Genomic DNA, 11,148 nt, shown 5'->3' on the forward strand with positions numbered 1-11,148 from the left:
CCTTCGATCACAGGGGGAAGGCGTCAGCAAGCCTAGCGGATCGGCGTAAACGGAATGCGACGCCATCCCAGAGGGCAAGCGGCCGCGTCCCGGCCTCCAGGGACTCGAGCCCCGGCGCATCCGGCGGGGCGGCAGGACCGTAGCTCCAGTTCAGGATGACGAGGTGCCCGCCCGTCCGCAGCACCCGCGCCGCCTCGGCCAGCATGCCGGCGGCAACCGCTGGCCCGGCCTGCACGAGATAGGGGAAGACGTCCACCGCCAGGACGAGGTCGAAGCCGGCTTCCGGCAACCCCACGAGGTCGCGGCCGGAGCAGGTGGCGAAGGCGAGATTGCCCCGACCCGCGTGCCGCACCCGGGCCTCGGCCACCATGCCCGCCGAGATGTCGAGGCCGAGCACGCACGCCGCCTCCTCCGCGAGTGCCGCCCCGACCCGCCCGATCCCGCAGCCGAGGTCGAGCACCCGCGGGCGGCCGGCGAGCAGGCCGAGGCCGCGCAGCCAGGCCACGAGTTCCGCCGTCGCCGCCTCCAGCGTGGCGGCGTCGCCGAGCGAATAGGCGGCGACCGCGGCTTCCGGGCTGGCCGCGACCAGGCGGTCGAACATGGCACGCGTGGCCTCGATGCCGGTGCCCGGCGCGTGGTCGGCGCCGAGCGTGCGGAGAGCCTCGAGCCGCATGAGACCCGGTCCCTGTCGCGCGGCGAGCGCGGCCAGAGCGGGATCGTCCCGCACCAGCGCGGGGATCGCCGCGGCCGGCACGCCGCCGAGCACCAGGCGCATCAGCGCGACCTCGGCCGAGAGCTGACCGGCGCGGTGGCCGGCCAGCACCGCCTCGCTCAGATCGCGCTGCGGCCCGACGGCCATGGCACGCCGAGATGCCGGGCGATGGTAGCCGCGACGTCGCCGAAGCCGTCCCGCGTGCCGAGCGGCCCGGCGCGGCCGCGGTGGAGGATCAGTAGCGGCACCTCCTCCCGCGTGTGGTCAGTGCCGGGATGGGTGGGATCGCAGCCATGGTCGGCGGTGACGATCAGCAGGTCGTCCGGGGCGACCCGCGGGATGAAGCTCGCAAGCCAGGCGTCGAAGTCGGCCAGCGCCTGCGCGAAGCCCGCGACGTCGCGCCGGTGGCCGAACACCGTGTCGAAGTCCAGCAGGTTGACGAAGACGAGCCCGTCGCGCGTGTCGCGCCAGATCGCGTCCGTGCGGCCCATTCCGTCGGCGTTGTCGGCCGTGGGATGCGACGCCGCGATGCCTTGCCCCGCGAAGAGGTCGGCCACCTTGCCGACGGAGATCACCGGCAGGCCCGATTCCGCGATCGCATCCAGCACGCTGCGCGGCGGCGCCATCGAATAGTCGTGCCGCCGCGGCGTGCGGCGGAAGGCGCCGGGGCCGCCGGCGAAGGGGCGAGCGATGACGCGGCCGATGCGGTGCGCATCGGCATGGCGCCGCGCGACCTCGCAGATCGCGTAGAGGCGGTCCACCGGGATGATGTCCTCATGCGCCGCGATCTGCAGGACGGAATCGGCCGAGGTGTAGAGGATCGGCCTGCCGGTCCGCAGATGCTCCTCGCCGAGTTCCTCGATGATGGCGGTGCCGCTGGCGGGCCGGTTGCCGATGAAGCGGATGCCGGCCTCGGATTCGATGGCGGCGACGAGGTCGCCGGGGAACCGGTCGAAGACGGCGAAGGGCTGGTCGAGCTCGATGCCCGCGATTTCCCAATGGCCGGTGGTGCTGTCCTTGCCGGCGGAGCGTTCGCGCATGCGGCCATGCAGCGCGGCCGCCGGCGCATCAAGCCCCCGAAGACGGTCGAGGCCGAGCGCGCCCAGCGTCGGCAGCGCGACGCCGGTCGCGCGGAGCACATGGCCCAGCGTGTCGGATCCGGCATCACCATAGGCGTCCGCATCGGGCGCCGCGCCGATGCCGACGCCGTCCAGCACGATCAGCAGCGCGCGCATGCGGCCTCCGGCGGGATCAGCACGCGTCGGAAGGTAGGCGCATTGGCCGCGCCCCAGAAGCTCTTGTAGCGTTCCTGACCGCGCAGGAAGTCGACCGCTGCGAAGCCGTCCGCGATTCCTCGCTCGACAGCCTCGCCGACCAGCAGCAGGCCGGGCGACAGGCGTTCAAGCGCGGGGTCGAAGCCCTGGAGATAGAGATACAGCGTCCGCCGCACGCGGCCCGGCGGATCGGCTAGCGCATGGATGACGCCGACGATGCGGCCGTCCAGCCGAAGCGCGAACAGCCGCAGCAGGCCGGCCTGCAACAGCGCCGGCGCGGCGTCGCGATGCCAGGCCTCGACGCGGGGATCGGCGAGCACGCCGGCTTCCCCGCGTGTCGCCCAGCGCGCCGCGTGCAGGTGGAACAGCGCATCCAGGATCCCGGTGAGCGTCGCTGCCGTCGCTTCCTCGAAACTGGCGCCGGCTTCCGCCGCGCGGCGACGCGCGGTGCGGAGATCGCGCAGCGTCTTGGCCGAGACACGCTCGCCCAGCAGGTCGAAGCGCGCGGGCAGTGCGAGCACGGGGCAGGGCTCCGCCGGCTCGGTCGCGTCCCGCCAGCCCGGCGGCGCCTTGCCCGACAGGAGCGGCGAGGCCGGGCGGAGCTGCGGCCAATCCGCGCGGTCAAACCCGTCGTGGCGATGCGCCAGGAAGGCGGCCATCGCGGGCTCCGCGAAGCCGGGCTCGGCCAGCGCATCGAGGTAGTCGCTGGTCCCGATGCCGAGAGGCAGCAGGCCGCGCCGATGGACATAGAGCGGCAGCAGCGCGCGCAAATGCTCGCCGTCACGCAGCGCCAGCAGCCGCAGATCGCCCTCGTCGAAATGGCGCCACCACGGGATCAGCCAGGCCGGGTGCTGGAAGGGCGTCGCGTCGGGCGCCCGCGACCAGAGCGCCGCCCAATCCGACGCGACCGCCTCGGGCGTCGTCGCCTCAAGCCGGTACGGCATGGCGCACCGCGAGACGCCGGTAGAGCGACAGGTAGCGGCCCGCCATGACGCGGTCGCTGAAACGGGCCCGCGCCGCGGCGCGGCAGGCCTCGGGGTCGAGCCGCGCGGCGGCGCGCATCGCCTCGGCCATCTCCGCGACGTCGCGCACCAGGAAGCCGGTCACGCCGTCCTCGACGATCTCCGGCAGCGCGCCGGAGGGGAAGGCGACAACCGGGGTTCCGCAGGCGAGTGCCTCCATCGCGACGAGCGAACTCGTCTCCGGCGCCAGGCTCGCGGAGACCAGGCAGCGCGCGGCCGACAGCAGCCGCCGCTTGCGCGCGAAGCCGACGGGGCCGAGGAAGCCGTGCGCGCCGTCGAGACGCGGCAGCACCTGGCGACGCCAGTAATCCTGGTGCGCGGGATAGCCGAAGACCTCGCCGCCGAGCAGCACGCTCATGCCGGCGCGCGTCCCTGCCTCCAGCGCTTGGTGCTGATTCTTCTCCGCGCAGATGCGCCCGAGGCAGAGCGCGAAGTCGCGCTTCGACACGCGCGATCGCAGCGCCTCCACCGGCACGCCGTTCGGGATCGGCGGGAGCAGCGCGGGGCAGGGTGGGCAGGCCGAGTGCTGGCTCGAGGAGACGGGGTGCAGCCAGGTCTCGGGCCGCGTCAGGCGCCAGGTCTGTGGCGGATACCAGGATGGCGGCAGATGCAGCGTGACCAGCGCCGGAACACCCGGCGCCGGCAGGTAGTCCATGGCGTCCACGCCATGCAGGTGCACGAGGTCGGGCCGGATGCGCGCGATGGTAGCCGCCATCGCGCGGCGCAGCGCGGCATGCACCGCCTCCCGCGCGGTGTCGGTGATTTCGCCGGCGATACGCGGCAGCGCGACCAGCTCGCCCGCGGTGACGGAGCCGTCGCAGGCGATGACCGTGCTGCGATAGCCCTGCGCCACCAGCGCGGCATCGAGGCGCGTCAGCACCTGCTCCGCGCCACCCACCGCGTCTGGGCCGACCGGGGCGAAGGGAAAGGCGACGAGGACGATGCTCAACGCCATGGCATGGGCCCCAGTCCCTGCTGGGCGGCGGCCGCGAGGGCGCGGAACATCGCGCCGTCCATGTTCCAGTCATGTCCTTCGTAGAACAGCGTGCCGGGATGCGGCGGCTGCGCGAAATCCGCTTCGGGCGCCGGGCGCAGCCACTCCGTGCGCAGCGGGAATGCGGACAGCACCGCGCGCTGCGTGGCGTAGGCGTCGAGCATGCGCCGCTTCGCCGCCTCCTCCTGCCCCAGGGGAAAGGCGAAGGCGCGCTCCTCCGGCGGCAGGAAGCGCCCGGCTTCCAGGCCGCGCGGTCCGGCGTGGTAGCCGGTCATCTCGGCCAGCGGCGGCGGCGAGCGCAGGGCGCGAAGCGCCGCGCGCACGGCGAAGGCGACCGCGTCGTGGTCGGGATGGCCGCCTTCATAGGCGTGGGTGACGACGATGTCCGGGCGCAGCGCGTGGATCGCCTCGGTCAGGCGATGCGCGACGGGCACGAGATGCAGCGTGGTTTGCTGATCGGCAATGCCGAGCGTGAGGACGCGCTCTTCAGGAATGCCCGCGATCGCCAGCGCCGCCAGCGCTTCCCGCCGCCGCGCCAACGCGTAGTCCTCGACCGAGGCGAAGCCGTGCCGGGCCGCGTCGCGGCCGTCCCGCGGTGCGCCATCCGTCACGTGCAGCACCGCCGAGTCCGGATTGCGGCACAGCAGCGCGCCGAGGCCGATCGTCTCGTCGTCGGGGTGCGCGGCGATCACGAGCAGCCGCGCCGTGCCGCCCGCGGCGATCCCGGCCAGGATCGCCTCCGCGCTCATGCCCGGCGGCCCTGCAGCGCGCGGAAGGGCAGGACGGAAGCCTGCTCCTCCGGCCCGGCGCCGAGCAGCGCGGCGGCTTCGCGCCAGCCATGCATGGTGCCGACATCCACATAGGTCGTGCCGGCACGCAGGCCGACGGCATGATTGCCGCGCGCGAGCCAGGCGTTGACGAGCGTGCCGATGAACTCGTCGCCGCGGCCGGCATCCTGCCAGAGCGCGTGCAGGTCGTGCAGCACGTTGCCCGGCATGCGGAAGGCACCCCAGACCCAGTTGGACCGCGCGCCTTGCTGCTTGACCTGGATCTCCTGCACGCGGCCTGCCTCGTCCGTCACGACGGCGTCGAAGAATTCCGGCCGTGCGACAGGGAACAGCAGGAAGGACAGACGCCCCGGCGGCAGCAGCGCCAGGCCCTCGCGCGGGAACCAGATGGTGTCGGGCAGGCCGACCGCGACCTCCTCCTCCTCGCTGATAAAGGGGGCGGCGGCGAAGATGGCGTCGCAGAGCCCGCGCGGTTCGGCCTGCACGACGTAGCAGATCCGCGCGCCGCCAATGCGCGCACCGTAGTAGTTGACGATGTCGCTCTTGCCCGGCGAGATCACCATGCAGATCCGGTCCACGCCGGCTTCCAGCATGCGCTCGATCAGGTGCTCGCTGACGGCGCGCGGTCGTTCGACGCCGTTCTCCAGCCGGCTGCCGACCGGCAGCAATTCCTTGGAGAAGGCGAGGGGCTGGATGCGGCTGCCGAGGCCCGCGGCGGGGATGATGCCCCACATCGCTCAGGCCGCCGCACTGGCGCGGACGGAGGCCAGCGCATTCAGAAGCTGCGCGGCGCGGCGCGTGGCCGTGTGCTCGTCCAGCGTGCGTTCCCGCGCGCGGGCGGCGATGCGGTCGCGCTGCGCCCTGTCCATGTCGAGCGCGTCCAGCACGTCGTCGGTGTCCCGCGCGAGCAGGATCTCCTCGCCGGGCGTGTAGAAGTCGGCCAGCCCGTCCCAGGCGTCGCTGATCACCGGCGTGCCGCAGGACGCGGCCTCGAATAGCCGGCCGGAGGGGCACCAGCCCAACGCCGCCATGTCCTGCCGGGTCACGTTCAGCGTCCAGCGCGAGGAGGAAAAGAAGGCGGGATGCTCGCCCGGCGGCAGATGGCGGACGAAGTGGATGTTCGGCGTCCAGGGGAAGTCGAGCGGGTATTGCGCGCCGGCAAGGACAAAGCGCGATGCCGGCCGTCGCCGCGCCGGGTCGATGAACAAGCGGTCGAGCGCGGCGTGGCGGTCGGCGGCATAGGTGCCGAGATGCGAGAGATCCGCGGCATAGTGCGGCAGCGGCGGCGCAGGATGGTGCGCGTCCGGGTCCACGCTGCCGTAGAGTGGCACGACATGCCTTGCGCCCAGCGCTTCCCGCAGGCGTTCCGGTGCCGCGCCGCCGGTGTAGCTGAGCACCAGGTCGAAGCCGGCCAGCCCGTCGAGCGGCAGGTAGTCCGGCCGTTCCCCGCGCGCCAGGCGCGCGAGCGTGACCGGCGTGTCGAGGTCGTAGAAGACGCGGACCGGCCGCGCGGCTTCCTGCACCAGGGCGGAGGCCGCCGGACCATCCGCGCAGAAGGACGTGACGATAGCCGCATCCGCGTCGCGCAGCGCTGCCGTCGCGCGTGGCCGCACGCTGTCCCAGTCCGGATAGACCAGCGTCTCCAGCCCGGGAATGTCGAGATCGTCGCGCGCCCCGGCGTACCACGGGGTGTCGCGTTCGCAGAACAGCACGCGATGCCCCGCCGCGCCCAGCGCCCGGCACAGCGCGCGCCAGAGCGTGGCATGGCCGTTGCCCCAAGCCGAGGTGATGGACAGGCCGAAGACGACGAGCTTCATGCGACCCCGCAACCGTGCTGCGGCTGCAACGCGAATTCAGCGATGTTCGTTCGGTGCGCGCGCGGCGGTTTCATCACGCAGCCGGCTCGCAAGCATAGCCAGCACCGCGGCTTCTTCCGGCGGCAGTCCCGCGAGGTCGTCGCGCAGCTCGGCCTCGGCTTCCGCACCGATCTCCTCGGCCAGGCTGCCGCCGAGATAGCCTTCCAGCACGGCGGGATGGACGTAGCACTTGCGGCAGATCGTCGGCGTGTTGCCGAGCCGCGCGGACACCCGCTCGATCGCCGCGCGGATGTTGCGCTTGGCCGCGGCCTGGCTGTCCACGCGCTCGAACTCGCGCAGCGCCAGCGCCGCGAGCACGGTGCCCGCCCAGGTCCGGAAGTCCTTCGCAGTGATATCGCGGCCCGTGATCTCGCGGAGGTAGGCGTTGACGTCGGCGGAGGTGACGTCGCGGGTCTCGCCGGCCTCGTCGAGATACTGGAACAGCTCCTGCCCCGGCAGCTCCTGGCAGGCGCGCACGATGCGGGCCACGCGGCGATCCTTGATGCCGAGGCGCCAGGTCTTGCCGCTCTTCCCCTTGAAGGCGAAGCGCAACTCGCCGCCTTCCACCTTGACGTGCCTGTCCTTCAGCGTGGTCAGGCCGTAGCTGCCGTTCTTCGCGGCGTACTCATCGTTGCCGACCCGGATCAGCGTGGTCTCCAGGAGATGCACGACGGTCGCCAGGACCTTCTCCCGCGGCAGGCCGGAGCGAGCCATGTCGGCCGTGAGGCGCTCGCGGATCGCGGGCAGGGCGCGGGCGAATTCAAGGAGGTGCTCGTACTTCGCGGCATCGCGCACTTCCCGCCAGCGCGGGTGATAGCGGTACTGCTTGCGCCCGCGCGCGTCGCGGCCGGTGGCCTGGATGTGGCCGTCGGGGTGCGGGCAGATCCAGACCTCGGTCCAGGCCGGCGGGATCGCGAGCGAGCGGATGCGCTCGAGCGTGGCCTTGTCCTTGACCGCGCCGCCCTTGGGCAGGCGGTAGGAGAAAGCCTTGCCGGCCGGCTGGCGTGCGATGCCCGGACCCTCGTCCGAGACATAGCGCAGCCCGGCCTCGGCCGCGGCGTCACGGGGGTCGACGACCGGGGCGGCGTCGTCATCGAAGGGCATGAGGGAGAGAACCCGGCAGTGCGCCGCGGGTTCACCGCGGTCAGGCGTAGCGTCGCACCATCTCCGCACAGAAGGCGCCGAACTCCTCGGGGTGATCCGGCGGGCTCGTGTGGTGCCGGCCTGGCCCCTTGTGCTCCGGCGTGAAGCAGAAGGTGACGGTGACCTGGAAGTCGCGCAGCGCCTTCATCTGACGGTCGAACCAGCGCAGCGCGTCGGGCCGGTAGTAATCCGCCCAGGACAGGCCGGTGCGGAGATAGGTCACGCCGAGCCGCTTCATCAGCGCGACGGACTCGTCAAGCCGGTGATCCTCGAAATGGAACCACTGGCAGAGGCCGAGCGCGGGCGTGAGATCGGCGAATGCGTCGAAGGCTGGCTTCTGGCTGCCGTCGTCCCGCACCAGGCCCATGTGGAAGTGGCGGTAGTAGGAACTGCCCTCGGCTTCCTTGTGCCGGGTCGTCGCCTCCCAGGTGCGCGGCAGGTCGTGCAGGCTGTACCAGTGGATGCGCGGGGCACGTCCCGTCAGCAACTCCGCCGTGCGGCGCAGGCCCCAGAGCTGCACCTCCTCCGCCCCGAAGGAGGACACGCCGACCTCGCTGACCCAGACCGGCTTGTCCGTGACGGCACGGATCTCGTCCAGCTTCGCGGGCCAGTCATGGATGGACCAGAGGTTCCAGTCCAGCGGGAAGCCGTGCACCGCGACGGCGTCCACCTGGTCCAGCACGCCCCGAGAATCCATGTTGCGCACGAAGGCCGGGTCGATCGGCGACATGCCGCCCAGCACCCGCGGCAGCGTGGGATGCGCATCGCGGATCGCGCGGCCGGCGGCGATGGCGGTCTCGGCGAAGCGGCGCCAGCCCGGATCGAGCTCGGGATCCCAGTGCGACTTGTTGTTCGGCTCGTTCCAGATCATGGCCGCTTCGATCATGCGCGGGACCTCGCGGGGTAGACGGCCTCGGCGCCCTCGGGTGCGGCGACACGACGGCAGACATAGACCTCGGCCTCGGGGTGGGCGGCGATGGCGAAGCCGGCGGAACGCAGCATCGCCTCGGCGCAGGCGCGGTTCGGCACCCACCAGTTCGTCCAGTCGCCTGCGTAGCGATGCTCCACGAAATGCAGCTTCGGCCAGGCGCGGTCGTCGAAGGGGCGCGTGTCCTGGAAAGCGTAGTCGTCCTCCAGCTGCGCCACGGTGTCCGCGCCGCGCTGCATGGACTGGAACACCAGCAGGTCGCGCGCTGCATGCTCGTGGATCAGGTCGAGCGCCAGCAGGGGATGGCGCAGGTGGTAGAGCACGCCGAGGAAGAGCACGATGTCGAAGCGCTCCCCCAGTGCGCCGACGTCGTAGACCGAGAGCTGGCGGAACTCGATCTCCTGGCCCGTGACCTCGGCGGCGAAGCGTGCCTGGGCGAGGTAATCCGCGTCGGAATCAATGCCGACGACGCGGGCGGCGCCGCGGCGCTTCATCTCGATGCTGTAGAAGCCGCCGTTGCAGCCGATGTCGAGCACGCTGCGCCCGGTCAGGTCGGCAGGGATTGCATGCGCGAAGTGCCGCCACTTGACCGCGGGATAGTCGCCAAGGAAGTGGTCCGGAGCCGTGCGCACGCCGCCGAGATCCAGGTTGTGGAACCACGGCCCGAGCGCGGCCGCGCGTTCGCGGATGGTCTCGCGGTCCAGGATCATGCGGCCTCCGCCAGCAGGTTCATCCAGAGCACCCGTCCGCCACCGGGCCAGAGCTCGATCGCGCTGAGCGAGGCCGGCGCGATGTCGAAGCGCTGATGCGCGTCCAGCGACAGGCCGAGGAAGGCCGCGAGCGCCGCCTTGATCACGTCGCCATGGCTGATGGCGAGAACCGGGCCGCCCTGCGGCAGCGCCTCGATCCAGCGCAGGATGCGGGACTGCGCCTCGTGCATCGCCTCCCCGCCGGGCGGGCGGCCAACGCCGCGCTGCTCGTTCCAGCAGCGCCAGGCAGGCTCGGCGGCGAGAGACGCGATCTCGCGTCCCGTCCATTCGCCATAGTCCAGCTCGTCAAGCGCATCGGCGACGTCCACCGGCCGCTTCAGGCTAGTCGCGACGATTGCCGCGGTTTCGCGCGCGCGCCGACGCGGGCTCGCCACCAGCATGGATGGCGGGCGCGCCAGAAGTCGCGCAGTCAGCGCCGCGGCTTGCGCCCGCCCGACCTCGGTCAGCCCTGTCTCGTCCGTACGACCGCTCAGCACTTGGCCGGCGCCCCGATGCGCGGCATGCCGTGCCAACAGCAGGATCATGCCGTGCCCGCCACGAAGCGCTGCGTCGCCTCATGCGCGTCATGGTCCGTCATCTGACGCGGCGGCGACTTCATGAACCAGGCGGAGGGCGCGTCCAGCGCGCCGCCGATGCCGCGGTCGCGCGCAACCTTGGCGCAGCGAACCGCATCCATCACGATGCCCGCGGAATTGGGACTGTCCCAGACCTCGAGCTTCACTTCCACGTTCAGCGGCGCCCCGCCGAAGCTCGTGCCCTCCATCCGGATGTAGGCCCATTTGCGGTCGTCCAGCCACGGCACGAAGTCGCTCGGGCCGACATGCACGTCGGATTCGCGCGGCACGACATCCATCTGGCTCGTCACCGCACGGGTCTTGGAGATCTTCTTCGACGTCAGCCGCTCGCGCTCCAGCATGTTGAGGAAGTCGGTGTTGCCGCCAAAGTTAAGCTGATAGGTGCGGTCCAGCCGCACGCCTCGCTCACGGAATAGATGAGCGAGCGCGCGGTGCAGGATAGTGGCGCCGAGCTGGCTCTTGATGTCGTCGCCGATCAGCGGCAATGCGCGTTCCTCGAAGCGCTTGCGCCAGGCGGGGTCGGAGGCAATGAAGACCGGTATGCAGTTGACGAAGGCGCAGCCGGCAGCAAGCGCGGCTTCGGCGTAGTGCTCCGTCGCCCGCTGCGAGCCCACGGGAAGCCAGGAAACCAGGATCTCGGTGCCGCTCCGGCGCAGGACGTCGGCCACGTCGCAGGGCGGCGTGGCATCCTCCTCGATCTCATCGGCGAGGTAGCGGCCGAGGCCGTCCAGCGTCGGGCCGCGGCGCACCGTTACGCCGGTCGCGGGCACTTCCGCGAAGCGCAGCGTGTTGTTGGGATCGGCACCGATGGCTTCCGCGATGTCGCGTCCGACCTTGCCGGCGGCGACGTCGAAGGCGCTCACCACTTCGATGTCGCCCACGCGGTAGCCGCCGAGATCGGGATGCGGCAAGCCGGGCTCGGGTGACTGCGCATCACGGTAGCGGACCAGCCCCTGCACGAAGGACGACGCGCAATTACCCACGCCGGCGATGCCGACCCTCACCGTGCCGCCTGCCACGCACCGCCCTCCGTTCCCGCCGCGTTGCGACGCCGAAACCCCTCATGCGCGCAAGCGTTCCGTCGCG

12 protein-coding genes are annotated in these 11,148 nt (G+C 71.8%); all 12 read right to left on the reverse strand.

The features are described from left to right. Positions 1–7: 7 nt before the first annotated feature. The 12 genes from ACLF3M_RS27520 to ACLF3M_RS27575 are packed head-to-tail and all read right to left on the reverse strand — an operon-like array spanning position 8 to position 11,081. Positions 8–859: a class I SAM-dependent methyltransferase gene (locus tag ACLF3M_RS27520; RefSeq protein WP_430660206.1), complete on the reverse strand. Its 852-nt coding sequence runs from the start codon at positions 857–859 to the stop codon at positions 8–10. Then, on the reverse strand, positions 832–1,947 hold the full coding sequence (locus tag ACLF3M_RS27525) for a phosphopentomutase (RefSeq protein WP_430660207.1): 1,116 nt from the start codon (positions 1,945–1,947) through the stop codon (positions 832–834). The genes ACLF3M_RS27520 and ACLF3M_RS27525 overlap by 28 nt, the downstream gene beginning before the upstream one ends. Then, complete coding sequence (locus ACLF3M_RS27530; protein ID WP_430660208.1) at positions 1,932–2,930, reverse strand: GNAT family N-acetyltransferase; 999 nt, start codon at positions 2,928–2,930, stop codon at positions 1,932–1,934. The genes ACLF3M_RS27525 and ACLF3M_RS27530 overlap by 16 nt, the downstream gene beginning before the upstream one ends. Next, entirely contained in the window at positions 2,914–3,957 is a 1,044-nt protein-coding gene (locus ACLF3M_RS27535) for a glycosyltransferase (protein ID WP_430660209.1), read from the reverse strand. The genes ACLF3M_RS27530 and ACLF3M_RS27535 overlap by 17 nt, the downstream gene beginning before the upstream one ends. Beyond that, positions 3,954–4,751 (reverse strand): PIG-L deacetylase family protein, encoded by a 798-nt coding sequence (locus tag ACLF3M_RS27540; protein ID WP_430660210.1) that lies wholly within the window; start codon positions 4,749–4,751, stop codon positions 3,954–3,956. The genes ACLF3M_RS27535 and ACLF3M_RS27540 overlap by 4 nt, the downstream gene beginning before the upstream one ends. Next, complete coding sequence (locus tag ACLF3M_RS27545; protein WP_430660211.1) at positions 4,748–5,524, reverse strand: nucleotidyltransferase family protein; 777 nt, start codon at positions 5,522–5,524, stop codon at positions 4,748–4,750. Before ACLF3M_RS27545 ends, ACLF3M_RS27540 begins: the two co-directional genes overlap by 4 nt. A gap of 3 nt (positions 5,525–5,527) precedes the next feature. Then, positions 5,528–6,607: a CgeB family protein gene (locus ACLF3M_RS27550; protein ID WP_430660212.1), complete on the reverse strand. Its 1,080-nt coding sequence runs from the start codon at positions 6,605–6,607 to the stop codon at positions 5,528–5,530. Between the two features lie 36 nt (positions 6,608–6,643). Continuing rightward, entirely contained in the window at positions 6,644–7,750 is a 1,107-nt protein-coding gene (locus ACLF3M_RS27555) for a DNA topoisomerase IB (RefSeq protein ID WP_430660213.1), read from the reverse strand. A 40-nt stretch (positions 7,751–7,790) separates the two neighbouring features. Beyond that, complete coding sequence (locus ACLF3M_RS27560; RefSeq protein ID WP_430660214.1) at positions 7,791–8,675, reverse strand: beta-xylosidase; 885 nt, start codon at positions 8,673–8,675, stop codon at positions 7,791–7,793. Then, complete coding sequence (locus tag ACLF3M_RS27565) at positions 8,672–9,427, reverse strand: TIGR04290 family methyltransferase (protein ID WP_430660215.1); 756 nt, start codon at positions 9,425–9,427, stop codon at positions 8,672–8,674. Before ACLF3M_RS27565 ends, ACLF3M_RS27560 begins: the two co-directional genes overlap by 4 nt. After that, on the reverse strand, positions 9,424–10,011 hold the full coding sequence (locus tag ACLF3M_RS27570; protein WP_430660216.1) for a histidine phosphatase family protein: 588 nt from the start codon (positions 10,009–10,011) through the stop codon (positions 9,424–9,426). Before ACLF3M_RS27570 ends, ACLF3M_RS27565 begins: the two co-directional genes overlap by 4 nt. Beyond that, complete coding sequence (locus ACLF3M_RS27575) at positions 10,008–11,081, reverse strand: inositol-3-phosphate synthase (protein ID WP_430660217.1); 1,074 nt, start codon at positions 11,079–11,081, stop codon at positions 10,008–10,010. Before ACLF3M_RS27575 ends, ACLF3M_RS27570 begins: the two co-directional genes overlap by 4 nt. Between the last annotated feature and the right edge of the window lie 67 nt (positions 11,082–11,148).

Source organism: Falsiroseomonas sp. HW251, from assembly GCF_050563545.1.
In the GTDB taxonomy this organism is placed as follows: domain Bacteria; phylum Pseudomonadota; class Alphaproteobacteria; order Acetobacterales; family Acetobacteraceae; genus Falsiroseomonas.

Excerpts from the sequence above, each read along its gene's own strand:
- ACLF3M_RS27520 (WP_430660206.1), bottom strand. The coding sequence starts at position 859 with ATGGCCGTCGGGCCGCAGCGCGATCTGAGCGAGGCGGTGCTGGCCGGC.
- ACLF3M_RS27525 (WP_430660207.1), bottom strand. The coding sequence starts at position 1,947 with ATGCGCGCGCTGCTGATCGTGCTGGACGGCGTCGGCATCGGCGCGGCG.
- ACLF3M_RS27530 (WP_430660208.1), bottom strand. The coding sequence starts at position 2,930 with ATGCCGTACCGGCTTGAGGCGACGACGCCCGAGGCGGTCGCGTCGGAT.
- ACLF3M_RS27540 (WP_430660210.1), bottom strand. The coding sequence starts at position 4,751 with ATGAGCGCGGAGGCGATCCTGGCCGGGATCGCCGCGGGCGGCACGGCG.
- ACLF3M_RS27545 (WP_430660211.1), bottom strand. The coding sequence starts at position 5,524 with ATGTGGGGCATCATCCCCGCCGCGGGCCTCGGCAGCCGCATCCAGCCC.
- ACLF3M_RS27550 (WP_430660212.1), bottom strand. The coding sequence starts at position 6,607 with ATGAAGCTCGTCGTCTTCGGCCTGTCCATCACCTCGGCTTGGGGCAAC.
- ACLF3M_RS27555 (WP_430660213.1), bottom strand. The coding sequence starts at position 7,750 with ATGCCCTTCGATGACGACGCCGCCCCGGTCGTCGACCCCCGTGACGCC.
- ACLF3M_RS27560 (WP_430660214.1), bottom strand. The coding sequence starts at position 8,675 with ATGATCGAAGCGGCCATGATCTGGAACGAGCCGAACAACAAGTCGCAC.
- ACLF3M_RS27565 (WP_430660215.1), bottom strand. The coding sequence starts at position 9,427 with ATGATCCTGGACCGCGAGACCATCCGCGAACGCGCGGCCGCGCTCGGG.
- ACLF3M_RS27570 (WP_430660216.1), bottom strand. The coding sequence starts at position 10,011 with ATGATCCTGCTGTTGGCACGGCATGCCGCGCATCGGGGCGCCGGCCAA.